We start from the raw sequence: 25,904 nt of genomic DNA, 5'->3' as shown, positions 1-25,904 counted from the left end.
GGCGGGGCGGGCGGTTAGCCTTTGCCGCGGCCTGCTTTTTTACGTTCGTTTTCCGTCAACAGTTTTTTACGGATACGAACGCTGTTTGGCGTGACTTCGACCAGTTCGTCGTCGTCGATGAATTCCAACGCCTGTTCCAGCGAGAAACGAATCGGCGGCGTCAAGGTCAGAGCTTCGTCGGTCCCGGCGGCACGCATGTTGGTCAGCTGCTTACCTTTCAGCGGGTTGACCGTCAAGTCGTTGGCGCGGCTGTGCAGACCGATGATCATGCCTTCGTAAACCTCTTCACCGTGGCCGATGTAAAGACGACCGCGGTCTTGCAGGTTGAACAAGGCGAAGGCCAAAGCTTTCCCTTGCCCCAGAGAGATCAACACGCCGTTGTTGCGCTCGCCCAGCGTACCGGCGAATTTCGGTCCGTAATGCGAGAAGCTGGAGAAAATCAAACCGTTCCCTTGGGTGGCGGTCATGAATTCGGTACGGAAGCCGATCAATCCTCGTGATGGGATGATGAAGTCGATACGCACGCGGCCGTGTCCGTCTGGAACCATGTCTTGCATTTCGGCTTTACGCTCACCCAGTTTTTCCATAATGGAACCTTGCGCTTCTTCCGGAATGTCCACCGTCAGGTTTTCATAAGGTTCCATAATTTCGCCGTTTTCTTCTTTGAAGATTACTTCCGGACGGGAAATCCCCATCTCGAAGCCTTCGCGACGCATGGTTTCGATCAGAACCGACAAGTGCAGTTCACCACGACCGGAAACACGGAATTTGTTGGCGTCTTCGGTGTCTTCGACACGCAAGGCCACGTTGGTCAACAGTTCTTTGTCCAGACGCTCGCGGATTTGGCGAGAGGTCAACAATTTACCGTCCTGACCGACGAATGGCGAGTCGTTGACCTGGAAGGTCATGCTCACGGTCGGCTCGTCCACCGTCAACGGCGGCAGGGCTTCAACGTGGTTCGGATCACATAAGGTGTCGGAAATGTTCAATGGGTCCAACCCGGTAAAGGCCACGATGTCACCGGCGTGCGCCTCGTCCACGCTGACACGTTCCAAACCGTGATACCCGAAGATTTCACCGACTTTGCCTTTACGCTCTTTGCCTTCGGCATCGATGATGGTGACAGCCATGCCGACTTCCACGGAACCGCGCTTGATACGGCCGGTGCCGATCACGCCTTTATAAGTGTCATAGTCCAGAGAGATACATTGCAACTGGAAAGGCCCGCCCAAATCAACGTCCGGTGCCGGGACTTTTTGAGTGATGATTTCGAAGATCGGTGTCATGTCGCCTTCACGAACGTCTTCATCCAGACCGGCGAAACCGTTCAGACCGGAAGCGTAAATCACGTCGAAGTCCATTTGCTCGTCGGTGGCGCCCAAACGGTCGAACAAGTCGAACGTTTGATCCAATACCCAGTCCGGACGTGCGCCCGGACGGTCGATTTTGTTGATGACCACAATCGGCTTCAAACCTTGTTTCAAGGCTTTTTCGGTTACGAAACGCGTTTGCGGCATCGGCCCTTCCACAGAGTCCACCAACAACAGGACCGAGTCCACCATCGACAAAATACGTTCCACTTCACCACCGAAGTCGGCGTGACCCGGGGTGTCCACGATGTTGATGCGGTAGTCGTTCCAGTTAACCGCCGTGTTTTTCGACAGGATGGTGATCCCACGTTCCTTTTCCAGATCATTGGAGTCCATAACACGGTCGCCCATGTCTTTACGGATTTCGTCAAACGTGCCGGATTGCCGTAGAAGCTGGTCTACCAGGGTGGTTTTACCGTGGTCAACGTGCGCAATGATGGCAATGTTGCGAATATGATCTGTACTCATGGAGGGACTCTCTTAACTTTCAAAAAAAGCGTATTATACTGAAAAGGCAGGACGAGTTTGTGTAATCTGCTGAAATGATTGGAAAATATCACCAATTGCGGCTGTGAAACCGCTCTCGGGGGAAAAGAGCGGTTGGCAAGTGAAATGCGCGGGCCGAAAAATCGGCCGGAAACGCCTACATTTGCTGTGAATTCGGTTATTGACCAGGCCTGGTCGAATCCGTTGTTTGGTTCTGATTTTGCGCCTTTTCCAGACGGATGTAACTTTGCAGAATTCCGTACGCCATCGTGCCGAGCAATAGGCCGAGCAGCGCAAAGAGCCCGGCGATTTTGCCTTCGCCGATCATCGCCGGAATGGTACCGGGGCAGGAGGCAGTCATCCCCCAGCCAATGCCGAACAGCATGGCGCCGATCATCAAGCCTTTCTGATAGGGTTTTTTCACGAAGTCCACTTCCGCGCCGGTGGCGATAGCGCGCACTTTGAAGCGTTTGAGCAAAAACACCCCGACCATCGCAATCGCCACGGCGGTAACGATGACAATCATCAACTGAAAGTCCTCGAACAGGAACATCTTGGCGTGGTAATCGTAAGTGGTCGCCCCGGCGTGGCTCATCAGAAAGCCGAAGGTGATGCCCATCAGAAAACCGAAAATGTTGTTGCGGTACACATACATGAACGAGATGATGTACAGGCGGATGCTTTTCAAAGGTGGCATTTTATGTTCCATCATCGACTCCTTAGGTTCCGAACAGCAGGTGCGTGGTCACAAACGCACTCATAAAGAAAATCACACCCGCCAATAGGCTCGGCGGGTTCAGCATGGCGCCGCCCACCAGAGCGTGCCCGGTGGTGCAAGCCCCGGCCAAACGTGCGCCGAAGCCCAGCAACGCGCCGCCGAAAATCAGCCAGATGGCTTTCCCAGCCAGCGTTTGCGGCAGGATGTCGTTATACATCCCCATGTCAAAACTGAAATGCCACGGCTCCGGCGCTTGCAGCGCGCTCAACAGCCCGCCGATGGGAATGCCCAGCAGGAACCACAAACGCGAATTGTTGATGTTTTTGTATTCGCCGGTGCGGAAATACTCCACCCGTTTGAACATCATGCCGCAGAAATTACCGTAACCGGTTGAGCAGCCGGCGGGTTTCCCCATTAACCAGAAGTGGAAAACCACAAACAATCCCATCGAGATGCCGGCAATCCACGCGCTCCAAACAATGACTTCCATCGCTTATCCTAGAATAAATTCGTTTGATTGGACATATTTTCAAAGAATGTTCCAAGCGAGTCAAAGAGAGGTTTTTTGCGTGCGGATAAAATTAATTTATGATGCATTAAGAATGTAAATAGTTGTTGTTTTAATATGGAAAAACGACCAGGCCTGGGCGTTTTTTCCATTCAAAACGGCGTGTTTCAGCGGGTGGGGCGTTGGAAGTTTTTACGGGCCTCGGCGACTTTTGGGCGGCTGATGCAGGCTTCCACATGGTTGTTGATGAGGCCCATGGCTTCCATAAAGGCATACACGGTGGTCGGCCCCACGAATTTCCAGCCCATTTTCTTCAAGGCTTTCGACAAAGCCACCGATTCCGGTGAGGTGGTGACGCTTTGCGGCGGCGGCAAAGTGGCTTCGTCCGGTTCGTATTGCCAGAAAAACGCCGCCAACGAACCGTGTTGCGCCACCAGTTCCTGCGCACGCTGGGCGTTGTTGATGACGGCTTCGATTTTGCCGCGATGCCGCACGATGCCCGCATCCTGTAACAGGCGCTGCACATCCTGTTCGGTGAATTGGGCGACCTTGTGGAAGTCGAAGTGGTCGAAGGCGCGGCGAAAGTTTTCGCGCTTATCGAGAATGGTGCGCCAACTCAAACCGGATTGAAAACTTTCCAGACATAGCTTTTCAAACAAACGAATGTCGTCCGCCACCGGAAAGCCCCATTCCCGGTCGTGGTAATCGAAAAACGCTTCCACCTGGCCGCACCAGGCGCAACGCGGCAGATTGTCCGGGCCGGGAACGGTCTGGCTCATGGAATATCCTTTTTTACTTAATTGATTCAAATTGTGCAGCGATTAAATCGATAGTATTTTACCGTACAACATCAGGCTAAGAAAACGAAACAAAACCGCACTTAATTTTGGGAGAGCAAAATGGCATTACGCAACAGTCAAATCGCCTACGGCACGGTGGCGAAAACCCTGCATTGGGCAACGGCGCTTTTATTTCTGCTGGCCTATGTGGCCGTCTATTATCGGCAGTGGTTTACCGAACGGGATACGCCGGAAAACATCATCGCCATCCAACTGCATTTTTCAATCGGTATCAGCATCGGGGTGATTTTGATTTTACGTCTGCTTTGGGTGATGTATGACCGTAAACCCGATCCGGTTCCCGGTTCCGCTTTTGCACATTTGGCCGCCAAATCCGGGCACTGGCTGCTGTATTTGATGATTGCGGTGATGGTGGTGACCGGCTATATGGGCACCGGCGCCAACACGCAATTCTTCTATTTGTTTGAGATTCCAAAATTCTCTGATACCTGGTTGTATACGAATGTGATTGAAGAATACTGGTTCGGCATCACCTTTAAAGAGTTTGAGAAACCGTTCGATTTTATTCATAAGGATATTGGCGGCGCACTGTTAGTGTGGATGCTGATTCTGGGTCACGCTCTGGCCGCGTTGTATCATCATTATGTGAAAAAAGACAATACGTTGAAGCGTATGACAACGCTGAAAAGTTGAATGAAATCGACTAGAGTATTCGTAAGCGATCATGGCATCGTTAAATCAGAAAAGGCCGCGCGATGAGCGGCTTTTTTACTGGATTTTTGTGTTGTTGGTTTATTGAGTGAATCCATGAATATTAAAGAATTTTCCCTGCAAGTCGGGGTCTGTCCGCATACCATCCGGTTTTATGAAAAAAACGGCGTGCTGTCGTCAGTGCAACGTTTGGCGAATGGTCACCGTCATTTCACCGACAAAGATGTCCGTTGGATGGAATTTGTACTGCGCCTCAAGCATACCGGCATGCCGTTGGATAAAATCCGTCACTATGCGGCGTTGAGGGAGCAAGGTAAAGACACCGTCGCACAGCGTCAGGTCCTGCTTGAAGAGCATGCGAAAGACCTGTCCGAAAACATTGAACAGTTGCGTAGGCACCTGCAAAAACTCAATGACAAAATTGATTTGTACAAGCAAGACCTTGTGGATTGAATTCCAGCTTACCCGCCCAAAAAATAGTGTTCTATTAACGTTTTAATCACGCTTTATTTTCGCTTGACGTAGAGTTAACTCTAAGTTGTAGACTGCTTGTGAACCCGACATCAGGAGCTTCACGATGCCAGTCAAACCATCCATTCATGCCGTTACATTCAGTCGGCGTCATTTCATTCAATTGTCTGCACTGGGCTGCGCATTCAGCGGCTCCGTTTCGTCTGTTCTCGCAGCCGAAAAAACCATTATTTCAAAACAGAAAGGAGAACAAACCATGACAACAACCGATACCGAACGCTTTCAACGCGGGCTTAAAAAACTGAAAGAAATCGACGGCCAAGCCGGCGAAAATGTTATCCGCTCTTTGCAACAAGTAGCGCCCGATTTGGCGCGTTATACGATTGAATATCCCTTCGGAGACGTTTACAGCCGCCACGGTTTGGGTTTGAAATCACGAGAAATTGCCACCGTCGCCGCCTTAACGGCGATGGGAAATGCGGCCCCTCAGCTCAAAGTGCACATTCATGCCGCGCTGAACGTGGGTTGTACGGTGACTGAGGTTATGGAAATCATTATCCAAATGTCGGTGTACGCCGGTTTTCCGGCCGCCTTGAATGGTGCCTTTGCGGCCGAAGAAGTGTTTTTGGAACGCGGGTTGATTGAAAAGCCATCGTCGGAGACGTGAGCCTTAAAAATATTTCAAATGCGAAGATTAATCCAGTGGTGGCGATGAAATCACATGCTGGCTTAAAACATGCAAATCCCGCCAGGCCTGGCCGAATTCGGATGTGTCGAACACCGCCATCATTCCGGCGTGGGCTTTCAGGCTGTCGGCGGCGTGCAGGCCGTTTTGTACCAACGTGACGCACTCGGTTTGCACTTGGATGCGTAACGTTTCGTCGGGCGTCTGGCCGTGCTCACAGGCTTGCCAAACCGCATCGGCCAAGGCATACAATTGCGTGCGGGCATTTTCAATTTGGGTTTGGGCTTGCTCAATGCATTGTTGAATGGCCGGTTGCTCCGCCAGCACGCCGTCTTGGCCGTAAACGGTTTTGTGTTGCGCAAAGGCTTGAAAGGCCTCCAAAGCATGTTGGGCGATGCCGACGGCGACACTGCCAAAGGTCACGCTGGCGAGGGTTTCCAGCGGGCAATGAAAAATCGGGTCATTCAAAACGGGGGGCTCCGCCAGCGAAAAGGTGAAATCGCGTGGTACGGTCACCTTTTCCACGCTGAAATCGTGGCTGCCGGTGGCTTTCATGCCAAAGGCCGACCAGGTCGAATGCACCGTGACTTTGGCGGCGGGAACGGCAATGGCGAGAATGTCTTCGGTGTCGTCCACTTTGCAATTGGCGGTAAACCAACTGGCATGGTGTGCGCCGCTGGCATAAGCCCAGCGGCCGGAGGCTTCAAAACCGTTTTTCATACAACCGTTTTCTACGGTTTTCGCCAGGCCTGACGGCATGCCGGACCCGGCAATGACTGCATTTTCCGGTTCAAAGATTTCCCGCGCCGCCGCTTCCGCCATAAAGCCGGAAAATAACCCGCCGCCCGTGCCGATCATCACCAGCCAACCGGTGGCTCCGTCCGCGTAAGCGATTCGCTCAAACACCTTCAAGGCCGTCGGCAAGTCGGTCGCTTCGCCCTGATAGCATTCGGGAATAAACAGGCGGAAAAGGCGCTGTTCGAATAAAGCGGCTAAAACCGCATCGGTGAGATGCCCCAGTTTTTCCGCGGTGGCGGCCTCGGCGCGAATCAGCGGTAAAATCGTTTCCAGTTGTTGGAGTCGGTTATCGGTTTTTGGCAGCATGGCGAGGCTCCGTTGCGTGTCTGTTGTCTTGGACGACTGAGTGTTGGTTATCATATGAATATGGTATAACAGTTACCAGAACAATACCGTTGCGAGGGGAAGATGTTTGCAATTTATAATATCCAGGGCCGTTCGTTTCGTAACAGTCTGGAAGAATTAAAACGTGTGAAACAACCGTCACCGGCTGAAAAGATGGATTTTCAGCAAGATGTCGGTAAAGACGAAACCTTGATTGTGCAGGGAACGCCGGACAACGGTGGATTGGCTTCCAAAGGTGTCAACGCCTATCAAAAGATGATTGAATCCAACCATCGTGAGCCGGTGTTGCACGTCAATCAAATTATGGGGCATCCGGTGGTGACGATTCCCATCGACACGCCCATTGAAACCGCCTTTCGGTTTTTTCAAAAACACAGTTACACCCAATTGCCGGTGATTGATGAAAAACACTTTCTGGTGGGGATGCTCACGCTGCTGGATTTAATGCACATTATTTCAACCGATGGCGAACGCGTGTTCAGCCTGCCGGAAAAAAGCATTGAAGACGTCATGATTAAAGAGGTGATTACCGCCGATCCGGTGACGGATATTCGCCGTGTCGCCAAAGTGATGGCGGATTATGGTTTGACGGCGCTGCCGGTCGTTAATGAAAAAGATGCCATTGTCGGCATTGTCACTCGCACCGATCTGATTAAAACCATTGCCACCGACCCGCCGCTCAGCCTTTGGACCTGATTGAATAAGCTTTGGTTAAATGGCAACCAATAGGCCGGTTTGGCCAGTGCGTTTTGCGGTTAATTCAATCTTATTTCGGTGCGCTTTCATTGCGGTTGCGCCATAGTTTGGACACCGCTTTGTCGCTGCCGAGAAACGCCACCACCAAGCAAATCAAACCGATCACGGAAAACAGAATCACCGGAAACATGCCCGCAATCTGGTTGGCGAGAATGGAAAAGTACAAACCGACAACGCCCAGCGTGATAAACAAAAAGCCCATTATCTTTAACACCTTGCGGTGCGACGGACTGTATTCATAATGCCCATCCGCGTTTTCCAATGGATTGAGAATGGGGGAGAAGAGTTTTAGCAATAAATTTTTCATGAGGTTGAGTTTAACGATTCGTGTAAAGCATGTCGATTGATTTTATTCGGCCATGTTATTTTTTGACAAGAGTTGCCATCCGTCGTAAGCGTTTTATTTTAGAGAATAAGTGGTCTCGCCCGCTTTTTTACGAGCGATGACGACAATATCGTCCACTTCTTGATAAGCGCTTTGAATCCCTTTTTCACTGGTAAAGGTTTCCGTTTTGTAGGCAATACGGTGCCGGACTTCTTGTACGATGTAGTCGTCAAAATCAATATTCACAATGTGATTAACCGAAGGCAACGCCAGCGCATTTCTAATTTTGATGGTTTTTAGAAGGTGCGGTGGTTCCTGGTTATCAAATGTTTGGATTGTGTAATGGATGGTCATTTGAGCATGCCTTGCTTGATTTCAAAGGATTCACTTTAAATGATGGGTCGCTTGGTGTCGAATTTTATAGAATGGTTCAAACGTAATGGTTATTTTTAAGTATTTTAGGTTCAAAAGGTTGATTTGATGAATAAACGACAGATAGATAATGAGAGATTAAAAGAGCTGTTGAGTCATCCTGTTTTTTTGATGCATGACACAAATACTAAAGTCATTCGAGCCCAGCTTTTTTTTCTAAGTGTTGTTTCGATTATTTTGGTTTGTTCGCAAATAAAAATTGGAGAAGGCTCTTCAATATTGGGGATAAAGTTAAAAGGGTTAACATCGGAGCACATTTATATTCTATTGCTGTTACTTTTAGTCTATCAGTTAGTGCATTTTGTTTGGGCGTCAAGTGAGTCCTTTATGGAGTGGAGGTTGAGGCAAACGGCTCTTGATACTGGCGGTTTGGGACGTGGTGGACTTGAAATTAAAGAACGTGACATTTCAGGCGAGGTGAGACAAACAACCATTTATGCTTTTCTACTGAATTCAACGCAATATTCTCTTAAGAGGCTGCAAGACAACATCAATGTATTAACCGAAGAAAATGCAGAAAAAACATATAAAGAAATTGAAAATGAAGTCAAAAACTTAGAAGATTCGATTAACCATAAGCGCCTTGATGAAGCAATGTGGCGCTTTGATAATTGGTTTCTTATGTTTTGTAAATTTCAAAACTGGAGATGGCTGATTCTCGAGTTTTCACTTCCTGTAATTTTAGCCGTTTCAGGTATATCGTTACTTTTATTAAAGTTAGTGACTTTTTAATCAGTTCGCAAAATCCTCAGGGTCATACCCCAAATTCGGTGCCAGCCATTTCTCCGTTTCTTCGATGCTCCAGCCTTTGCGGTGGGCGTAGTCTTCCACTTGGTCGCGGCCGAGTGAGCCGACGCCGAAGTAGCGGCTTTCCGGATGCGCGAAGTAGGTGCCGGAAACGGCGGCCGTCGGCGTCATGGCAAAGCTTTCGGTAATGTCCAGCCCGATGGTTTCGTCCGGTTTCAGCAGTTCCCAAAGGGTGCCTTTTTCGGTGTGGTCCGGGCAGGCCGGATAACCGGCGGCGGGGCGAATGCCTTGGTAACGTTCTTTAATCAGGTCTTCGTTGTCGAGGTTTTCGTCCGGCGCGTAGCCCCAATCGTCTTTACGCACGATTTCATGCAGGGTTTCGGCAAAGGCTTCGGCAAAGCGGTCGGCCAGGGCTTTGAGCATAATGGCGTGATAGTCATCGTGGTCTTTTTCAAAGCGTTCCACGTGCTCGTCAATGCCGATGCCGGCGGTGACGGCGAAGAAACCGATGTAGTCCGGCACGCGGCTTTCCTTGCTGGCGATGAAGTCCGACAGGCAGTTGTTGGCACCGCCGCGTTTTTTCTCGGCCTGCTGGCGCAAGTGATGGAAAGTGTGCAGCACTTGGTTGCGGCTTTCGTCGGCATAAACCTCAATGTCGTCGCCAACACGGTTGGCCGGATAGAAACCGTACACGGCTTTGGCGGTGAGCCATTTTTCGTCGATGATTTGCTTGAGCATGGTTTGGGCGTCGGCAAACACTTTGCGGGCTTCTTCGCCGACGACCTTGTCGTCGAGAATGCGCGGGTATTTTCCGTGTAATTCCCAGGCCTGGAAGAAAGGCGACCAGTCAAAACGTTCCACCAATTTTTCCAGCGGGAAGTTGTCCAGCACTTTGCGGCCGAGGAATGTTGGCCGCACGGGGGTGAATTCCTGCCAGGCCTGGTCGGTTAAGGCGGGGTTGGTGCGTGTTTGTTTGATTGGGATACGCTTGACCTGCTGGGCGCGGGCTTTGCGTTCTTCGCGAACCTGTTGGTATTCGGCGCGGATTTTGGCGGCGAAATCGACTTTCAAATCGTTGGAAATGAGGCTTTGCGCCACGCCGACGGCACGGGAGGCGTCTTTGACGTACACCACCGGGTGGTCGTATTGCGGTTCGATTTTCACCGCAGTATGCGCTTTGGACGTGGTGGCGCCGCCGATGAGCAACGGCAAGTCCATGCCGCGTTCTTTCATCAGTTTGGCGACATTGACCATTTCTTCCAGCGACGGCGTAATCAGGCCGGACAGCCCGATGACATTGGCGCCTTGTTCGACGGCGGTGTCGAGAATCTTCTCGGCGGGCACCATCACACCTAAATCAATCACTTCGAAATTATTACACTGCAACACCACGCCGACGATGTTTTTGCCGATGTCGTGAACGTCGCCTTTGACCGTGGCCATGACGATTTTACCGTTGGCCTGGCCTTCGGTTTTGGCGGCCAGCAGATAGGGGTCCAGATAGGCGACGGCGCGTTTCATGACGCGGGCGGATTTGACCACTTGCGGCAGGAACATTTTTCCGGAGCCGAACAGGTCGCCGACCACGTTCATGCCGTCCATCAGCGGGCCTTCGATGACGTGCAGACCGGAGCCGAGTTTTTGGTAGGCTTCTTCGGTGTCGGCTTCGATGTAGTCGGTAATGCCTTTGACCAGCGCGTGTTCCAGACGTTTTTCCACGCTTTGTTCACGCCAGGCGGTGTCGGCGACTTTGCTGGCGGCTTGGCCGTCGCCACGGAATTCTTCGGCCACTTCCAATAAACGTTCGCCGGCTTCCGGGTCTTTATTGAGGATGACGTCTTCCACGGCTTGACGGAGTTTTTCCGGCAGATCGTCGTAAATCGCCATTTGCCCGGCGTTGACGATGCCCATGTCCATGCCTTCTTTGATGGCGTAATAGAGGAACACGGAGTGGATGGCTTCGCGCACCGGGTTGTTGCCGCGGAAGGAGAAGGACACGTTGGACACCCCGCCGGAAATTTTGGCGTGTGGCAAATTGGCTTTAATCCAGGTGACGGCGTTGATGAAATCGAGGCCGTAGTTGTTGTGTTCTTCGATGCCGGTGGCGACGGCGAAAATGTTCGGGTCGAAAATAATGTCCTGCGGCGGGAAGCCGACTTTTTGGGTCAGGACGTCGTAGGAACGTTTACAGATTTCGATTTTGCGTTCCAAGGTGTCGGCCTGGCCGGTTTCGTCAAAGGCCATGACAATCGCCGCCGCGCCGTATTGTTTGACCAGTTTGGCCTGGCGGATAAAAGCGTCTTCGCCTTCTTTCAGGGAAATGGAGTTGACCACGCCTTTGCCCTGGATGCATTTCAAACCGGCTTCAATTACCTCCCATTTTGAGGAGTCGATCATGATCGGCACGCGGGAGGCTTCCGGTTCGGAGGCCAGCAGATTGAGGAATTTGACCATGCAGGCTTTGGCGTCCAACATGCCTTCGTCCATATTGACGTCGATAATCTGTGCGCCGTCTTCCACTTGCTTGACGGCGATGTCGATGGCTTCGCCGTAGTTTTCCTCGATAATCAGGCGTTTGAACTTGGCGGAACCGGTGACGTTATTACGTTCGCCGACATTGACGAACAGGGAGTCTTCGTCGATGTTCAGCGGCTCCAGACCGGACAAACGGCAGGCCGGGGCGATTTCCGGCAAGGCGCGGGTGGTGTGGCGCAAGGCGACATCGGCCATGGCTTTGACGTGATCCGGCGTGGTGCCGCAGCAACCGCCGATGATGTTAATCCAACCTTTTTCTGCCCAAACGGCGATTTCCGCCGCCATTTGTTCCGGGGTTTCGTCGTATTCGCCGAATTCGTTCGGCAGACCGGCGTTGGGGTGAACGGATACGTAGGTTTCGCACACGCGGCTGAGTTCGGCCACGTAAGGGCGAAGTTCTTCCGGCCCCAAGGCGCAGTTCAAGCCGACCGATAGCGGTTGTGCGTGGGCAACGGCATTATAAAAGGCTTCGGTCGTCTGGCCGGAAAGGGTTCGGCCGGAAGCATCGGTGATGGTGCCGGACAGCATAATCGGCACTTCGTAACCGACAGCGGCTTCCACTTCTTTCACTGCGAAAATGGCGGCCTTGGCGTTCAAGGTATCGAAAATGGTTTCAATCAGAATGACGTCCGCGCCGCCTTCCAGCAGGCCGTGCGTGGCTTGTGTATAAGCGGTGACCAGTTCGTCGAAATCGGTGTTGCGTTTGCCGGGGTCGTTAACGTCCGGCGAAATGGAGGCCGTGCGGTTGGTTGGCCCCAAGACACCGGCGACGAAACGCGGCTGGCCGTCGTTCTGTTCGGCCAAGTCGCAGGCTTCGCGCGCCACTTGCGCGGCGGCGATGTTCAGCTCGGTGACGATGTCCTGCATGTCGTAATCGGCCTGCGCGATGGTGGTGGCGTTAAAGGAGTTGGTTTCGACAATATCGACACCGCGATTCAGGAACGACAAATGGATGTCACGAATCAGATGCGGCTGGGTCATGGCCAGAATGTCGTTGTTGCCTTTGATGTCCATGTGGTAGTCGGCAAAACGTTCGCCACGGAAGTCGTCTTCACTGAGCTGCAAGGATTGCACCATTGTCCCCATGGCACCGTCGAGGATGACAATGCGTTCCGCCAAAAGCGATTTGAGTTGTGAAATCCGAGTTGCGCGATCCGTCATAGATAAAACCATTCTGTCTGTCAAAAATATAAGAACCGTGTATTTTAACTCAATAAGCCATTGACATCAGGCGTAATTTTGGCGGGTGAAACCTTGAGTAAAAATGCCCAGGCCTGGTGGTTTTCGGGTTTTCGAAGGCGGGCATCACGCGGAACGATAGAACATTCACTTGCCGGGAATCGTCGGTTAAGATAACGGTATGAATATCGACCCAACTTCCACAACAACCAAATCGCCCTCGGCACCGCAAAACGCGCAAAAAGCACAAAAAGTGGTGGGGCGCTTTGCGCCGACGCCCAGCGGACCGTTGCATTTCGGTTCTTTGATTGCGGCGACGGCGAGTTATTTGAATGCCAAGTCGCAGGGCGGTGAGTGGCGTTTGCGGATTGACGATATCGATGGGCCACGCGTGGCGCCCGGCGCGTGTGAAAGCATTGTCAAAACACTGGAAGCTTATGGTTTTGAATGGGACGGGCCGGAAATCTATCAGTCCGAACGGGGTGCGATTTACCAACAGGCTTTGGATGCGTTGAACGAATCGGGGCGATTGTATGTGTGCGGTTGTAGCCGCAAGCAGTTGCAGAAACGGCAACCGGAAACACCGTGGTTATACGATGCTTATTGTCGCCACGACGCCGTGAAACCCAATGTTGAGGCCATGCAGCCGGAAGCTGCCTGGCGCTTCCAACCGGATGGCGGGCGTTTATGTTTTGACGATGCCGTGCAAGGGCCGCAGTGTTTGGAAGTGGCCGCCGAGTTGGGCGATTTTGTGGTCAAACGGGCGGACGGCGTGATCGGTTACCATCTGGCCTGCGCGGTAGACGATATTGAAATGGGCATGACCGAAGTGGTGCGGGGGGCGGATTTGCTCACCAGCAGCTTTGCCCAACAATCCATTATGCTGGCGTTAGGGCACGAGCCGCCGCATTATGCGCATCACCCCTTGGTGACCAATCGCGAAGGCATTAAACTCAGCAAAAAAAGTCGTGCCCCGGCCATTCGAAAAGACGAGGCCGCCGAAACCCTGCGCGCCGCCCTGACATTTTTGAACCATTCTCCACCGAAAGAACTCAACACCCTGATTCCGCTTTGGGATTGGGCGGTGGAGAACTGGCGGTTATCAAAGGTCAAAGATGCCGCTTCATAAAAGACCGGATTACAAGGTTAGGCACAATCATCGGAAATGACCAGGCCTGGCCATTTCCCGTGATTGTCATTTCGTTAAAACGCCACCGACAGTTTGTTTCGTCCGTTTTCCTTGGATTGGTAGAGGGCTTTGTCGGCTTTGCTGATGGCGTCGTCGAGGGTGTCGCCGGAGTAGGTGACGCCTTGGCTGATGGTGAAGCTCACGCCGGTTTGGTTTTCGGATTCGGTTTCGATGGTTTGACGCAGGGTTTCGCAGAGGGATTCGATTTCGCTGGTGTCCTCCACCTGACCGAACACGCAGAATTCTTCGCCACCGAAGCGGGCGACCAAGTAGTCGGAGAAGGTGTCTTGGATGCAATTGGCGGTGAAGATAATCGCTTCATCGCCCTTTTGATGCCCGTAGGTGTCGTTGACGTTTTTGAAGTGGTCGATGTCACCCATCAGGGTGAAGAAATACTGGCCTTGGGCTTTGATGTCGGTGAAGAGTTCGTCGCCTTTTTGGAAGAAAAAGCGGCGATTGTAAAGCCCGGTAAGGCCGTCGGTTTGGGAAATGTGTTCGATTTCCTTGAAGGTTTCGGCCTGTTCGATGTTCTGGTTGACGCGGACATAGAATTCTTCGGGGGTGAAGTTGGTGTTGAAGAAGTCGTTGACGCCGTATTTCATCAATTTGATAGCGGAGGAGATGTTTTCGCTGTCTTCACAGGAAATAATCGGCAGCTGGCTTTGCGAATAACGGTTGCGGATGTTTTTGGTGAAGTCGAAGGTGTTGTTGTTGATGACGTTTTGCGCGCTGTCCAGCAGAATCAGGCTGGGCAAGGCTTCTTTCAGGTCGGTAGTCATTTCCGAGCAGTTTTCGTACAGGCGCACCTGAAAACGGTGGTTGCGCAGCATACCGAGCAATTTGGAGCTGTAGCGCGAGCCGGAACTGAGCATCCACACCATGCGTTGGGCATTTTTGTACAGTCGGTCGGTAATCTGCACCGCATAGCGGATGGAGGACAGACTGTCTTTGATGACGTAGTCCGCGACCTTGAGGCGGAACATTTCTTCGCGGGTTTCTTCCTTATACGAGGCGGTGAGCACCACAGTGGTGATGTGGTGGTGTTTTAAATATTCGATGACTTCGCCATTGTAGGAGTCGGGTAACTGCAAATCGCTTAAACAGACGGCGACCTCGATTCCGCTTTCAATCAAGTCTTTAGCTTCCGCCAGCGAGTGGCAGGTGTGGATGGTCAGCGGTGTCAGTTTTTGAAGTTCGGTTTTCAATAAACTCGCCATTGAGGGTTGATCCTCAATGATCAGGAAACATTCGTTCGTCATGGTGGTTGAGTGCAAAAGTTGTTTAATATCATTATTGTATTTGTGCGTATGAAACCTTACATGATTTTTTTGTGACGGGGTAAGTTTTTTTGAATAAATAACCACTTTGAGTGTGACTATTTGATTAAGGCGTTGTTTCGGGGCCGCTTTTAAGGCCGATTGGTGATATACTTCGCAAAAAATCATTTATTAAACACCTTCTACAAAGAAGGGAGTGATTTTGACATTTCTATTTTTGAATGCCCTGGATAACCCTGAATGCTCTGCGATGTTTTTCCCGACCGCTACCAAACGCAGCTGGACGAAAAAGTTGACCGTTTAACGGCGTTATTGCCAAAATCCGAACCGATGACGGTGTTTGCGTCCCGCCCGGCCAATTACCGTGCCCGTGCTGAATTCCGCGTGTGGCATGAAGGTGACCGCACTGATTACATCATGTTCAATCCCGACACCAAGGAAAAGGTGGCGATTGAATCCTGTCCGATGGCGCTGGAAAGCATTGCCAATTTAATGCCGCGCCTGATGGCGGAAATCGTGCGGCAGCCTGCCTTGCGGACCAAGTTGTTTCAAGTCGATTTTCTGGCGACCTTGAGTGGCGAAATGCTGGTGACGTTGATTTACCGCCGGCCGCTACAGCAAAAAAACGGGGATCAGACGGAAACCGACCAGGCCTGGCTGGAAGCGGCACAAGCCCTGCGCAAAACCTTACCGATTACCCACATCATTGGCCGGGCACGCAAACAAAAAGTGTGTTTGGATCAGGACTTCGTCATCGAACGTTTGGAGGTGGACGGGCAGTCGTTTGTTTACCAGCAGGTGGAAAACAGTTTTACCCAGCCGAACGCGGAAATGGCGCAAAACATGTTGCATTGGGCGCGCAAAATGGCGGCTCTCGCCAACCCGGACCAATCCAATGATTTGATTGAGTTGTATTGCGGTAACGGGCATTTTTCGATTGCATTGGCGTCGCATTTCAATCAGGTGCTGGCGACGGAGATTTCTAAAACCTCGGTGGCTTCGGCGGAATTTAATATTGACGCGAACCGCACGGACAATGTGCGGGTTGTGAAAATGGCGGCGGAGGAAATTTCTGCCGCACTGGAAGGGCAACGAACCTTCTTTCGTCTTAAGGATGTGGATTTGAAATCATACGATTTCAATACCATTTTCGTGGACCCGCCGCGGTCCGGTCTGGACGATTTGACGCGCAAAATGGTGACGGAGTTCGAGCATATTCTGTACATCTCCTGCAACCCGGACACCCTTGCGCGGGATTTAGCGGACATTGGCCGTACACATGACGTGGTCGAAACCGCTCTGTTTGATCAATTCCCTTACACCCATCATATTGAAAGCGGTGTATATCTAAAAAGGAAAGCCAAATGATACTAGCTTGGATAGGTGCATTACTGATTGGTGTGAGTCTGGGGCTGCTCGGTTCCGGCGGCTCCATTTTGACCGTGCCGGTACTGATTTACCTGGTGGGGCAAGACCCGAAAGTGGCGATTGCCGGTTCCTTGATGATTGTCGGGATTATCAGTGTCTTCTCCGCTCTGCCTTATGCACGCCAAGGCTTGGTGAAATGGCGAACTGTGGTGGTGTTTGGTTTGCCGGGCATGCTGGGGGCTTATCTGGGTGCTTATGGTGCGCATTATGTGTCCAATGCGGTGCAGATGTTGATTTTCTCGGCCTTGTTGCTGACGGCGGCGTATTTGATGTTCCGCCCGGTCAAGCTCGAAGACGAAGGGCCGACACAGGAACGTGCGCTTTATAAAATCGCGATTGACGGTTTGTTGGTCGGCGGGGTGACCGGTTTGGTCGGTGTCGGTGGCGGCTTTCTGATTATTCCGGCGTTGGTGTTGCTGGGCGGTTTGTCGATGCGCCTGGCGGTCGGCACCAGCTTGGTGATCATTGCCGCCAAGTCGTTTGTCGGTTTTTACGAATATCTAAATGTGTTGAGTGCCTTGCAGCTAAGCATCGATTGGCATATTATCGGGTTGTTCTCGCTTATCGGGATTGTCGGTGGTTGGTTGGGCCACAAGGTCAGTAGTCGCGTTGATCAGGCCTTGTTGAAGAAAATCTTTTCGGTGTTCCTGGTGTTAATCGGGGTGTTTATCCTGTACAAAAACCTGCCGAATCTGTTGTGATGTGATACGGGCATCGGCGCAATAAAATACGTTCGATGTCGGAAATATTAAATGTTACAATAAGGTAACATTTTATTGAGGGCGCTTCCTTTGGTCTGGAATGCTCATCTGGACAATTCGGTTAAGATTATTGATGGACTAAAGCTTACTTGGACGACGCTGGTCGGTTTGTCGATGTGGGCGCTGTCTGTATCTGCTTGGTCGGCGGAGTTATCGTTTCAAGTGGATAACGACATCGTTTATGGCACCGACCGGCAGTACACCGGGGGCTTGAATGTCCGCTGGACGGACGAAAACGGCATTGGTCTAGTGAACTGGCTGATTGACCCGATTGAAAAAGCCGCGCTGCCCAAAAAGGATCAACGGCTTTTTCAGCAAACCGACCAACTGGAACTCTCCACTCAAATTTTCACTCTGGAAAAACGCACCGAATCGGGCTTGGAAAGTGCCGGGAACACCGCTTGGACACACTTCGATTGGCGACGATTCTATCATTACGACCGTCATCAATCCTTACTCAGTTTCAGTGTCGGCTGGTTAGGACCGGCCAGTGGCGGGCGCGAAATCCAAGACGGCATCCATTCCGTTATCGGCAATTCGAATGGCTCGGGTTGGGACAATCAATTGCCCGATCAGCCGACCTTGCAAATCGGTTTCGATAACCAGTATTTTCTGTTCGACCCGCAACTGGAACCGCACTTTCAGATGTATCGCTCCTTCTCCGCCATTGTAGGTTCACCGGAAACCGCGTTGAATGCCGGTGTGGGCGCTTATTACGGCGACGGTGCGCGGCCGGTGATGAGCTTCAATACTTTTAATCATGTGATGAATACCGGCAAGGGCTTTGGTTGGTTTGTGTTTGCTGATATCTCAGCTCAATATCAAATCTATAATGTTTTGCGTGACGGTCGTTTGTTTACCGAGGATGACACCGGTTTGAAACTGGCCAATGAAGTGATTCCATCCGGACAATACGGCGGGGCCATGACGTGGAATGGCTTCTATGTGCTGTTTGCCGGTTCGGTGTTCGGACAATTTTATCGCGATCAGCCCGAGGAAGCCTTTCGTTTCGCTTCCTTGGTGGTCGGGTTCGAGCTCTAACAGTTTCGATTTATTTCAGCGTTGATTCGTAGCGCTTCAAGCCACCGTTCAATAAACCGTCTTGCACAATGAAAATCACCAGGCCTGGCGATTTTAACTGTTTCTGCACCACCAGACCTTCCGGTTTCCCTGCCGGTTTTTCCAGCGTTAACAGTGGCGGCCAAGCCGAAAAACGGGGTTTGCCGTTCCAAACGTGCACCTGATAGCGGTTCGGTACTTCATTGACCGGGCCGGACAGCAGATAAAGCTGGGTGTCGTCGGCCACCATGTCTCGAATCCCTAGACCGTTTAAATTCACCAACCGCAGTTTTGGGTCGGTCAGTTCAAAAGTGTTTGCTTCCAAATCCAGCTTCAATACGGCGGCGAGGTTGCCGCGAAACACCGGGCCGCGAAAACCGACGTAGAGATGTTGTTTCGTGACGGCGAGGCCTTCAATGTCGATGCCGTTTTCTTTGCTCGGCAAAGCGGTGAAGGGGGCGAGCATTTTGTTATTTTGAATAATGGGCATAAGCGAACGTTTTCGGGTGGCGGTGACCTCTAGTGCTTCATTGAGGCGAATTTGAAAGAGCACATTGCGGGACGGTTCGTCATGAATGGGGGTGAGGCGTTTCAGGTTCTTTTTGTCCGAAGCGCCGGGTTTGATTTTTTTGCGCTTTTTGGAATGGGAGCCGATGGCGTACAGATACGGTTTTCGCCAGGCCAGGCCTTCCAGGTCAAGTTCATCGGGCGTGTCGGTCAAGGTGATTTTGCCGGAGGGTTCGGCGTGGTAGACGCCGTTTCGTTTCGGCAGGATTTGAAGGGAGGTGCCTTCGTCGGTGGCTAAGGCCATAAAGCGGTCGGTGATGACCAGACCGCTGATATTGTCCGGGTCAATCGACAGTTGGCCTTGGATTTGAGGCGTATCCGCCCAGGCTTTTAAACTGATGAGGATAAAGCTGAAGACAACCAGTAATTGACCGATGTGCGTGATGCGCATTAGCGTAATCCTTTTTTCGCAAGATAACGGTGGGTGTTCTGCACGGCGCGTTTTTCATTGCGGTCGTTCCAGGCTTGGCCGACGGTCTTGCGCATCAGGCCTTCGATGCTGCGGGTCCATAAGAGGTTTTTCAGCATGGTGGCGAGGTTTTTCGGGCGACGCGGAAAGGCGCGTAATGCCATGGAAAAACTCAGTTCTTCGTATTCGATGTAATGCCACCAGCCGGGGGGAATATACAGAATGTCGCCGTGGTTCAATTCGGTTTCATAACCTTCCAGGTATTGCAGCGCCGGGTATTTTTCGAGGTCCGGTGTGCGGTAGTTGACGTCGAACAGACTGCTGAATGAAAAAGGCACTTTGTACATGAATGGCGTCTGGTCGGGCGGAAACAGCATGACCTTCTTTTTGCCGCCGAAATGACACAGGAAAATGTCCGCCAAATCGATGTCGTAGTGCATTTGCACTTTGGCGCCGGTGCCGCCCATGAACAACACCGGCAGTTTGCGAAAAAACGGCAGGCCAATGTCCGGGTAGTCGAAATCCTGGGTCAGTTCCGGTACTTCTTGCAGGATGTTGTAAAAAAACAGGCGCAAATCGTTTTCGCCGGCTTGCAGTCTGTCCAGGTAGTCGGCCAACGGCATTTGTGCGGCGGGGGCATGTTGGTGCTTGCGGTCTTTGGAGGGTTGGCTGTCGTATAACGGCACGATGCGATCACCGGCCACGTCTTTGAAATAGTCGATGGACCACTTTTGGCGGGCGGGCCAGTCGTCGGTGAGGTGTTCGAATTTAACGGGCATCTCCGGCTGTTTGAAGCGGGTGAGGAAGTCGTTTTTCGACAGGGTATCAACGGTGGTAATTGAACGTAGGCTTTTCATGACGGATCGGATGTTGTTGTCAATGCAGACAGTATAGCGGAAACCGGCGGGGCGGCGTAATGGTGTCGGGCGGAAAAATGATGTGGCGCAAAGACAAAAACGGCCAGGCCTGGCCGTTTTCGGTGTGGCTGCGGTTTATTCTTTGATGAAACGCAGGTAGTTGTCCATGATGTGCAATTGCTGGCCCGGCTGGCCGGAGAAGCCCAGCATTTCCGCTTTGGACAGGATTTTACCGAACAGGACTTCTTCTTCGTGTTGTTCGGCAATGAACCATTCGATGAAATTGAAAGTGGTGTAATCCTTGATGTCGAAGGCCGCATTGGCGATGTCGTGAATCATGGCGGTGACTTTCAATTCGTGCTGGTAAGCTGCGTTGATGACGTCCATCAGATTGTCGAAGCTGTTCGGCGGGGCCGGAATGGCTTCCAACGTCACCGGTGCACTGCACTCGGCCATGTAATCGAAAATCTTATCCATGTGGGTGCGTTCTTCCAGACTGTGGCCGCGGAAAAACTGGGCGGAGCCTTCCAGTCCGTGGTCTTCGCACCAGGCACTTAATTGCAGATAAATATTGGATGCATAGAATTCGGCATTGACCTGCTTGTTGAGCAGGTTGGCAATTTCAGGTTTTAACATGATGCTCTCTCCCGGTTTTTCGATATTGTTTTGAATGCGTTACGTTTTTCATTCTAGATAAGTGTGGATACGAACGCAAATCGAAAAACATTAACTTATTGATTTTTCAATGATTTAATCTTTTCAAGATTCATTATCATTCTTTTTACTTTTTCCGTGCCCGCCTTCGCTGAGGTGGGTGACGTCGGACAGGTCTTCGCCTTCCAGCTTATACGCCTGTGCGAAACCGCGCACATACCCGGCGGAAAGCGGGGCCAATTCAAACAGGTGGAAATCTTCCAGCGGCTTAAGCATCTGGATGATCTCACCGAATTTCTCTTCCAATTTATCCATCGTGCTTTCCCACTCGGCGGCTGAGCGTTGAATGTGTTTAGCCGTGGTTTTCAGGGTGGCGCGTTTGCGGGCGAACAGGTGTTTGGCGTCGTTTTCGGGTTCGATGAACAGCAAGCTGGCTTGCGGGTCTTCCATCAGGTTAAAGGTGTGGTTGGACAGTTCCGAGATGTAAACGTAAAAACGGCCGTCGTGACGCATGACCGGAGCATAACTGGCTTCCGGTTCCGCCGCTTTATTGATGGTGGCCATGACCACGCTTTGGTGGCTATCGATGAATTGGTTGAATTCATTGTAGATGTTGCTTAACGGTTTCTTTGTTTCTGTGCTCATCGTCTTCTCCGCATTAAATTTTGATTGTCGCTTAGTGACGCGTCAGCCTTGCCTGATGGACATTGTGCAATCAGTCGTCTGAAAAATCACTCAAATTTTTTATCAATTTCATCTTGACAGTTCGCTAATTATAAAGAGAATGAAAATAGTTATCAATAATATCTTCTATTTCATTAATGGTTTTATACATTTTGGAGTTTTGTTTAGCATGAATCGAACTGTAACTTATAACCGTCTTCTGGCGGTAGCTTTGAACATTGTATGGCTTCCTGCTTCAGTTGCTTGGGCAGAAGAGGCCTCTTCCGCATCAGATAATGCTCGGTTGGAAGCCGTTCAAGTGACGACGGCAACAAAAACTGAACGGCGTTTGGATGAGGTTCCTGTGCAGACTACAGTTGTCTCACGAAAAGAAATTGAAAAATTCCATGCTCAAAACTTAGCAGAAGCCTTGAAGTATGTGCCGGGTATTCAATTGAAACCTATTCTAGGCAAAAACGGAAAAGGTGTCTGGATGCAGGGCTTTGATCCGGAACGTGTTCTGATTCTGGTGGACGGTAATCCTGTATCGCCGAGTACCGGCTCGACGGTGGATGTCACTCAGGTGGCGATTGGCGATGTGGAGCGTATTGAAATTATTAAAGGCGCCACATCAGCCCTTTATGGCACTTCAGCCATGGGAGGTGTGGTTAATGTGATTACTCGTTCTCCAACTTCGGACTTGCATTTTTCAGCGGATGTTTCCGGTGGAAACTGGGGCGATGAAAGCGAGCGTCATAATCCTGTAGCGAAGAAAAAAGGCAACTTTGAGGTGTCGACTAAGCAAGATAATTGGTACGGACAGTTGGTGGCGGACTTGAATTTATCCGACGGTTATCAAGCGATTAAAGACAACGATGCTGTGCAAGGCTGGTATGGCCATAAAAACACTTATTCGGGTAAGTTTCAATACGAGTTTGATAACGATTTAAAAGTCACTTTGATGCCTCGTTATTACGATGAAGATGCCGCAACCAAAACCAGTTCCGGCAGTGTGCAGCGTGATTTGACTGAAACCAAATTCCTGTCTGGTGTTGTTGAACAGAAGCTCGATAATGATTGGCAGTGGAAAGTACGCGCCATGTGGGAAGGGTATGAAAACGAAGCTAAAAAAACCATCCATCGTAAAACCGACTCCAGTCATTCGGAAGTGGCCGCTCAGTTGGATATTCCCTTGGCAGGTGTTCACTTTGTTTCAATCGGTGCGGAGCTGAAGCGGGATACGATGGATGTTAAAAACCTGACGGCTGACACGCAGGAAGTCGATAACAAACAAAAAGATTCCACACAGGTTTTTGCACAGGACAGTTGGTTTGTGACGCCAAACTTAGAGGTTTTGCCGGGTGTTCGACTGGATAACGATTCGCGCTATGGAACCCATGTGTCACCGATGTTGAATGCCATGTACAGCCGACAGGACTGGTTGCCAGGGCGGGTCAATATTCGGGCCGGCGTGGGTAATGGCTATCGGACACCGAATTTGAAAGAGTTGTATTACGTGTTCGATCAAAGTGCTCACTATTATATGGTCATGGGTAATGAGGATTTGAAGCCGGAAGAATCGATTAGTTATCAGCTGGGTCTTGAGTGGGCATTTTCCAACCAAGGCAGTATTGAAGTCAGTGCGTTTCATAACGACATCACAAACCTGATTGACACGGCCTTTACAGGCCAAATGGTGGGACCAGTTGCGGTTTATCAATATCAAAATATCGACCGTGCTATGACCCAGGGCGGTGAAGTGGTGTTTCGTTCGGCTTTAGGTCCTTATTTCCACTTGGATGCCAGTTATTACTATGTGAATGCGCGTGATGAAGAAACAAAAAAACGATTGGTTAATCGTCCAGAGCATGAAGTGAAAGTCGGACTCGATACTTACGTTACCAATGATGCCACTTTCACTGTGCAGATGAACTACCAGTCCGATGAGTATGTTGACACTTCCAATGACACGAGCTCGCCTGGTTATACGACATGGGACATGATTCTGAATTACGACATTGATAAAAGTTGGCAAACGTATGTGGGAGTCAACAATTTAACTGATGAGCAAACGGATTTCAGTGGTACTGATTTAAGACCGGAAGAAGGTCGTTATTACTATCTTGGGTTACGCTATCAATATACAAAATAAAGAGGGTTGATTTTCTCGGGCAGGGTTTCGGGAAAATGAATGTTTAGGAGAGACATTATGATGGATTATTCACAACTGAATCAACAGAAAAATGAGTTGCTCAATTCTGATAAACCGCCAAGAGCGCGGGAAGCCGCCAAGCGGCTGGGCGTTAGTGAAGCGGAATACGTGGCGTTATCCTGTGGTGACACCTCGGTGATGTTGGATAAAGATGCCTTCGTCTCGATTTTGCAGGCGTTGCAGCGTGCCGGCGAAGTTATGGCGTTGACGCGCAATGATGCGGTGGTGCTGGAACATCACGGCGTTTATCGCAATCCGGTAATTAAGCACAGTCATGTGATTTTTACCGATCCGGACATGGATTTGCGTTTGAAAGTGACGGCTTGGAAATACGGTTTCGCGGTGGATGAAAACGGGCGTCGGAGTTTGCAATTTTTCGATGTCTATGGCCAGGCCGCCCACAAAATCTACATGACCGACGCGTCCGACCAGACGGTTTACGACGCTTTGGTGGCGGAATATCGCACGGAGGACGGTTTTGAGCAGATGAGTGTTCGCACCAAACCGTCTTCCGAGCCGTCGGTCATGCCGAAAGTGGAAACCGAGGCCATTCAAAAAGATTGGCAAGCGTTGGAAAACGCGCACCACGTCAATGCCTTGTTGAAAGCTTACGGTCTGACGCGGCCGCAGGCTTATCGTCACTTGGGCGACAGTGCCATGGCCCTGCAGAAGGATGCCTTGAAATCGTTGCTTGAGCAAGCCGCCGAGGAAAGTTGGCCGTTATTGATGTTCGTGCCAAATGGCAGTGCTACTCAGATTCACAATGGCACGGTGCATAAGTTGATGGAAATGGGCCCCTGGTTCAATGTATTGGATCCCAAGTTCAATATGCACGCCAACCTGGAACAGGTGACCGAGGCCTGGCTGGTCTACAAGCAAACCGACGTCAAGCCGGTGGCTTCATTGGAGTTGTTTGATGCCGATGATAAGGCGGTGATGATGGTGTATTTGCATACCGAAGCACGCTCACCCCAGATGACTAAGCGCTGGGAAAGCTTTTTGAAATCCTTGAAATTGGAAGAGGTGGCGGTATGAAACCACGAATGTTCTCGCGTGTGGCAATGGCGGAAAACCGCCAGGCCTGGCCATTTTTGGTATTGGGTGGCGTGTTCGCCGCTTACGCCATGTTGGCTTTGTTGTGGTTGATGAGCGGCACCGCGCATGCGGCCGAAAAACCGCGGGTGGTGGCGATTGACGGTTCCATTTCCGAAATCGTTTATGCGTTGGGAAGGGGCGATTGGATGGTGGGGCGTGACATCACCACCACTTACCCAGAAGACGCGGCCAAACTGCCAAGTGTCGGTTACATGCGTCAGTTGTCGGCGGAAGGGATTTTGTCGCTAAAGCCGACGCTGGTGTTGGCGACGAAAGATGCCAAACCGCAAAATGTCCTGACCCGCTTGCAAGACGCCGGGGTGCATGTTGAAATCATCGAGAACGTCTATACGCCGGACGGTGTGGAGGCGAAAATCGAACAGATTGCGAAAGTGCTCGACGCTCAGGACGCTGGCAAGAAATTGGCCGAACAAGTTCGACAATCGGTGAATCAAGCGAAAGTCTTTGCGGAAAACGCCATTCAGCAACAAGGTAAATCGGCCAAAGCGATTTTCGTGCTCAATGTGCGCGGCGGGAACATGATGGTCGCCGGAAAGCACAGCCGGGCGGACAAGATGATGCAATTGGCCGGTATCGAGAACCCGGCAGCCGAACAGTTCAACGGTTACAAGCCGCTGACGGCGGAAGCGGCAATACAGTATAATCCGGATTATCTGCTGACCATGCAACACGGTGTGGGATCGGTCGGTGGCAAGGAAGCCATTCTCAATACCCCGGCGATTCGGATGACCCAGGCCGGGAAAAACGGTCGACTGCTGGTGATGGACGACAGCTTTTTAACGTTTGGCCCACGGCTCGGCGAAGCGATTGAATCCTTAGTGAAACAGGTTTATGTGGCGAACTAAC

25 protein-coding genes are annotated in these 25,904 nt (G+C 51.1%); 12 read left to right on the top strand and 13 right to left on the bottom strand.

All coding sequences use genetic code 11. From position 1 onward, the window contains the following. Positions 1-14: 14 nt before the first annotated feature. From typA to AYJ59_RS12490, 4 genes are all read right to left on the bottom strand, one after another. Positions 15-1,838 (bottom strand): translational GTPase TypA, encoded by a 1,824-nt coding sequence (typA, locus tag AYJ59_RS12505; protein ID WP_029939438.1) that lies wholly within the window; start codon positions 1,836-1,838, stop codon positions 15-17. Between the two features lie 196 nt (positions 1,839-2,034). Next, the gene (locus AYJ59_RS12500; protein WP_237260341.1) at positions 2,035-2,568 is read right to left on the bottom strand and encodes a DUF6691 family protein; all 534 of its coding nucleotides are present in this window, start codon (positions 2,566-2,568) and stop codon (positions 2,035-2,037) included. Positions 2,569-2,575: 7 nt separating this feature from the next. After that, positions 2,576-3,064 (bottom strand): YeeE/YedE family protein, encoded by a 489-nt coding sequence (locus AYJ59_RS12495; RefSeq protein ID WP_029939440.1) that lies wholly within the window; start codon positions 3,062-3,064, stop codon positions 2,576-2,578. Between the two features lie 185 nt (positions 3,065-3,249). Then, positions 3,250-3,861: a DNA-3-methyladenine glycosylase I gene (locus AYJ59_RS12490; protein ID WP_127120282.1), complete on the bottom strand. Its 612-nt coding sequence runs from the start codon at positions 3,859-3,861 to the stop codon at positions 3,250-3,252. Positions 3,862-3,981: 120 nt separating this feature from the next. Here AYJ59_RS12490 and AYJ59_RS12485 point away from each other — a divergent pair, with 120 nt between their 5' ends. From AYJ59_RS12485 to AYJ59_RS12475, 3 genes are all read left to right on the top strand, one after another. Continuing rightward, complete coding sequence (locus AYJ59_RS12485) at positions 3,982-4,575, top strand: cytochrome b (RefSeq protein ID WP_127120281.1); 594 nt, start codon at positions 3,982-3,984, stop codon at positions 4,573-4,575. A 114-nt stretch (positions 4,576-4,689) separates the two neighbouring features. Continuing rightward, positions 4,690-5,046, top strand: coding sequence for a MerR family transcriptional regulator (locus AYJ59_RS12480; protein WP_127120280.1), 357 nt, complete (start codon positions 4,690-4,692; stop codon positions 5,044-5,046). A 274-nt stretch (positions 5,047-5,320) separates the two neighbouring features. Next, positions 5,321-5,731, top strand: coding sequence for a carboxymuconolactone decarboxylase family protein (locus AYJ59_RS12475; protein ID WP_127120279.1), 411 nt, complete (start codon positions 5,321-5,323; stop codon positions 5,729-5,731). Positions 5,732-5,758: 27 nt separating this feature from the next. On the opposite strand, the gene AYJ59_RS12470 is transcribed toward AYJ59_RS12475, so the two are convergent. Then, a complete protein-coding gene (locus AYJ59_RS12470) occupies positions 5,759-6,853 on the bottom strand; it encodes a hypothetical protein (protein WP_164730777.1) in 1,095 nt (364 codons plus the stop codon). Positions 6,854-6,955: 102 nt separating this feature from the next. Here AYJ59_RS12470 and AYJ59_RS12465 point away from each other — a divergent pair, with 102 nt between their 5' ends. Beyond that, on the top strand, positions 6,956-7,588 hold the full coding sequence (locus AYJ59_RS12465) for a CBS domain-containing protein (RefSeq protein ID WP_127120277.1): 633 nt from the start codon (positions 6,956-6,958) through the stop codon (positions 7,586-7,588). Positions 7,589-7,658: 70 nt separating this feature from the next. On the opposite strand, the gene AYJ59_RS12460 is transcribed toward AYJ59_RS12465, so the two are convergent. After that, positions 7,659-7,955 carry a hypothetical protein gene (locus AYJ59_RS12460; RefSeq protein WP_127120276.1) on the bottom strand — a complete coding sequence of 99 codons (297 nt, stop codon included), beginning with the start codon at positions 7,953-7,955 and terminating at the stop codon, positions 7,659-7,661. 93 nt (positions 7,956-8,048) lie between these two features. Then, a complete protein-coding gene (locus tag AYJ59_RS12455) occupies positions 8,049-8,327 on the bottom strand; it encodes a hypothetical protein (protein WP_127120275.1) in 279 nt (92 codons plus the stop codon). Between the two features lie 126 nt (positions 8,328-8,453). On the opposite strand from AYJ59_RS12455, the gene AYJ59_RS12450 reads away from it, so the two are divergent. Further along, entirely contained in the window at positions 8,454-9,137 is a 684-nt protein-coding gene (locus AYJ59_RS12450; protein WP_127120274.1) for a hypothetical protein, read from the top strand. Here AYJ59_RS12450 and metH read toward each other — a convergent pair whose 3' ends face one another. Beyond that, a complete protein-coding gene (gene metH / locus AYJ59_RS12445; protein ID WP_127120273.1) occupies positions 9,138-12,848 on the bottom strand; it encodes a methionine synthase in 3,711 nt (1,236 codons plus the stop codon). It lies immediately after the preceding gene. Between the two features lie 199 nt (positions 12,849-13,047). Between metH and gluQRS the strand changes: the two genes are divergently transcribed. Then, a complete protein-coding gene (gene gluQRS, locus AYJ59_RS12440; RefSeq protein WP_127120272.1) occupies positions 13,048-13,995 on the top strand; it encodes a tRNA glutamyl-Q(34) synthetase GluQRS in 948 nt (315 codons plus the stop codon). A 74-nt stretch (positions 13,996-14,069) separates the two neighbouring features. On the opposite strand, the gene AYJ59_RS12435 is transcribed toward gluQRS, so the two are convergent. Continuing rightward, a complete protein-coding gene (locus AYJ59_RS12435) occupies positions 14,070-15,314 on the bottom strand; it encodes a diguanylate cyclase (protein WP_127120271.1) in 1,245 nt (414 codons plus the stop codon). A gap of 258 nt (positions 15,315-15,572) precedes the next feature. Between AYJ59_RS12435 and trmA the strand changes: the two genes are divergently transcribed. The 3 genes from trmA to AYJ59_RS12420 all read left to right on the top strand — a co-directional run bounded on the left by trmA (position 15,573) and on the right by AYJ59_RS12420 (position 18,562). Continuing rightward, on the top strand, positions 15,573-16,700 hold the full coding sequence (trmA, locus tag AYJ59_RS12430) for a tRNA (uridine(54)-C5)-methyltransferase TrmA (RefSeq protein WP_127120270.1): 1,128 nt from the start codon (positions 15,573-15,575) through the stop codon (positions 16,698-16,700). Beyond that, the gene (locus AYJ59_RS12425) at positions 16,697-17,461 is read left to right on the top strand and encodes a sulfite exporter TauE/SafE family protein (protein ID WP_127120269.1); all 765 of its coding nucleotides are present in this window, start codon (positions 16,697-16,699) and stop codon (positions 17,459-17,461) included. Before trmA ends, AYJ59_RS12425 begins: the two co-directional genes overlap by 4 nt. A gap of 90 nt (positions 17,462-17,551) precedes the next feature. After that, positions 17,552-18,562, top strand: coding sequence for a lipid A deacylase LpxR family protein (locus AYJ59_RS12420; protein WP_127120268.1), 1,011 nt, complete (start codon positions 17,552-17,554; stop codon positions 18,560-18,562). 10 nt (positions 18,563-18,572) lie between these two features. Here AYJ59_RS12420 and AYJ59_RS12415 read toward each other — a convergent pair whose 3' ends face one another. From AYJ59_RS12415 to AYJ59_RS12400, 4 genes are all read right to left on the bottom strand, one after another. Beyond that, on the bottom strand, positions 18,573-19,538 hold the full coding sequence (locus tag AYJ59_RS12415) for a DUF3616 domain-containing protein (protein WP_127120267.1): 966 nt from the start codon (positions 19,536-19,538) through the stop codon (positions 18,573-18,575). Then, on the bottom strand, positions 19,538-20,413 hold the full coding sequence (locus AYJ59_RS12410) for a cupin-like domain-containing protein (protein ID WP_127120266.1): 876 nt from the start codon (positions 20,411-20,413) through the stop codon (positions 19,538-19,540). Before AYJ59_RS12410 ends, AYJ59_RS12415 begins: the two co-directional genes overlap by 1 nt. A gap of 135 nt (positions 20,414-20,548) precedes the next feature. Beyond that, the gene (locus tag AYJ59_RS12405) at positions 20,549-21,049 is read right to left on the bottom strand and encodes a ferritin (protein ID WP_029939458.1); all 501 of its coding nucleotides are present in this window, start codon (positions 21,047-21,049) and stop codon (positions 20,549-20,551) included. Between the two features lie 123 nt (positions 21,050-21,172). Further along, positions 21,173-21,712, bottom strand: coding sequence for a HugZ family pyridoxamine 5'-phosphate oxidase (locus tag AYJ59_RS12400; protein WP_127120265.1), 540 nt, complete (start codon positions 21,710-21,712; stop codon positions 21,173-21,175). 139 nt (positions 21,713-21,851) lie between these two features. On the opposite strand from AYJ59_RS12400, the gene AYJ59_RS12395 reads away from it, so the two are divergent. From AYJ59_RS12395 to AYJ59_RS12385, 3 genes are read left to right on the top strand one after another with little or no spacing between them, the layout of a single operon-like run. Continuing rightward, positions 21,852-23,882, top strand: coding sequence for a TonB-dependent receptor plug domain-containing protein (locus AYJ59_RS12395; protein WP_127120264.1), 2,031 nt, complete (start codon positions 21,852-21,854; stop codon positions 23,880-23,882). A 57-nt stretch (positions 23,883-23,939) separates the two neighbouring features. Then, the gene (locus AYJ59_RS12390; RefSeq protein ID WP_164730776.1) at positions 23,940-24,977 is read left to right on the top strand and encodes a ChuX/HutX family heme-like substrate-binding protein; all 1,038 of its coding nucleotides are present in this window, start codon (positions 23,940-23,942) and stop codon (positions 24,975-24,977) included. Then, entirely contained in the window at positions 24,974-25,903 is a 930-nt protein-coding gene (locus AYJ59_RS12385; protein WP_127120262.1) for a heme/hemin ABC transporter substrate-binding protein, read from the top strand. Before AYJ59_RS12390 ends, AYJ59_RS12385 begins: the two co-directional genes overlap by 4 nt. Position 25,904 lies beyond the last annotated feature (1 nt).

This window comes from Thiomicrospira sp. S5, from assembly GCF_003991075.1.
Lineage (GTDB): Bacteria > Pseudomonadota > Gammaproteobacteria > Thiomicrospirales > Thiomicrospiraceae > Hydrogenovibrio > Hydrogenovibrio thermophilus.
The sequence above is the reverse complement of the archived record's forward strand: the minus strand, read 5'-3'. Positions and strand labels throughout refer to the sequence as shown.

What these genes read in the sequence shown, in the direction of transcription:
- AYJ59_RS12415 (WP_127120267.1), bottom strand. Translation starts at nt 19,538, where the DNA reads ATGCGCATCACGCACATCGGTCAATTACTGGTTGTCTTCAGCTTTATC.
- AYJ59_RS12425 (WP_127120269.1), top strand. Translation starts at nt 16,697, where the DNA reads ATGATACTAGCTTGGATAGGTGCATTACTGATTGGTGTGAGTCTGGGG.
- AYJ59_RS12455 (WP_127120275.1), bottom strand. Translation starts at nt 8,327, where the DNA reads ATGACCATCCATTACACAATCCAAACATTTGATAACCAGGAACCACCG.
- AYJ59_RS12410 (WP_127120266.1), bottom strand. Translation starts at nt 20,413, where the DNA reads ATGAAAAGCCTACGTTCAATTACCACCGTTGATACCCTGTCGAAAAAC.
- AYJ59_RS12470 (WP_164730777.1), bottom strand. Translation starts at nt 6,853, where the DNA reads ATGCTGCCAAAAACCGATAACCGACTCCAACAACTGGAAACGATTTTA.
- AYJ59_RS12465 (WP_127120277.1), top strand. Translation starts at nt 6,956, where the DNA reads ATGTTTGCAATTTATAATATCCAGGGCCGTTCGTTTCGTAACAGTCTG.
- AYJ59_RS12405 (WP_029939458.1), bottom strand. Translation starts at nt 21,049, where the DNA reads ATGTTAAAACCTGAAATTGCCAACCTGCTCAACAAGCAGGTCAATGCC.
- AYJ59_RS12495 (WP_029939440.1), bottom strand. Translation starts at nt 3,064, where the DNA reads ATGGAAGTCATTGTTTGGAGCGCGTGGATTGCCGGCATCTCGATGGGA.
- AYJ59_RS12475 (WP_127120279.1), top strand. Translation starts at nt 5,321, where the DNA reads ATGACAACAACCGATACCGAACGCTTTCAACGCGGGCTTAAAAAACTG.
- metH (WP_127120273.1), bottom strand. Translation starts at nt 12,848, where the DNA reads ATGACGGATCGCGCAACTCGGATTTCACAACTCAAATCGCTTTTGGCG.
- AYJ59_RS12395 (WP_127120264.1), top strand. Translation starts at nt 21,852, where the DNA reads ATGAAAATAGTTATCAATAATATCTTCTATTTCATTAATGGTTTTATA.
- AYJ59_RS12390 (WP_164730776.1), top strand. Translation starts at nt 23,940, where the DNA reads ATGATGGATTATTCACAACTGAATCAACAGAAAAATGAGTTGCTCAAT.
- AYJ59_RS12500 (WP_237260341.1), bottom strand. Translation starts at nt 2,568, where the DNA reads ATGATGGAACATAAAATGCCACCTTTGAAAAGCATCCGCCTGTACATC.
- AYJ59_RS12385 (WP_127120262.1), top strand. Translation starts at nt 24,974, where the DNA reads ATGAAACCACGAATGTTCTCGCGTGTGGCAATGGCGGAAAACCGCCAG.
- gluQRS (WP_127120272.1), top strand. Translation starts at nt 13,048, where the DNA reads ATGAATATCGACCCAACTTCCACAACAACCAAATCGCCCTCGGCACCG.
- AYJ59_RS12400 (WP_127120265.1), bottom strand. Translation starts at nt 21,712, where the DNA reads ATGAGCACAGAAACAAAGAAACCGTTAAGCAACATCTACAATGAATTC.
- AYJ59_RS12435 (WP_127120271.1), bottom strand. Translation starts at nt 15,314, where the DNA reads ATGACGAACGAATGTTTCCTGATCATTGAGGATCAACCCTCAATGGCG.
- trmA (WP_127120270.1), top strand. Translation starts at nt 15,573, where the DNA reads ATGCTCTGCGATGTTTTTCCCGACCGCTACCAAACGCAGCTGGACGAA.
- AYJ59_RS12490 (WP_127120282.1), bottom strand. Translation starts at nt 3,861, where the DNA reads ATGAGCCAGACCGTTCCCGGCCCGGACAATCTGCCGCGTTGCGCCTGG.
- AYJ59_RS12485 (WP_127120281.1), top strand. Translation starts at nt 3,982, where the DNA reads ATGGCATTACGCAACAGTCAAATCGCCTACGGCACGGTGGCGAAAACC.
- typA (WP_029939438.1), bottom strand. Translation starts at nt 1,838, where the DNA reads ATGAGTACAGATCATATTCGCAACATTGCCATCATTGCGCACGTTGAC.
- AYJ59_RS12450 (WP_127120274.1), top strand. Translation starts at nt 8,454, where the DNA reads ATGAATAAACGACAGATAGATAATGAGAGATTAAAAGAGCTGTTGAGT.
- AYJ59_RS12480 (WP_127120280.1), top strand. Translation starts at nt 4,690, where the DNA reads ATGAATATTAAAGAATTTTCCCTGCAAGTCGGGGTCTGTCCGCATACC.
- AYJ59_RS12460 (WP_127120276.1), bottom strand. Translation starts at nt 7,955, where the DNA reads ATGAAAAATTTATTGCTAAAACTCTTCTCCCCCATTCTCAATCCATTG.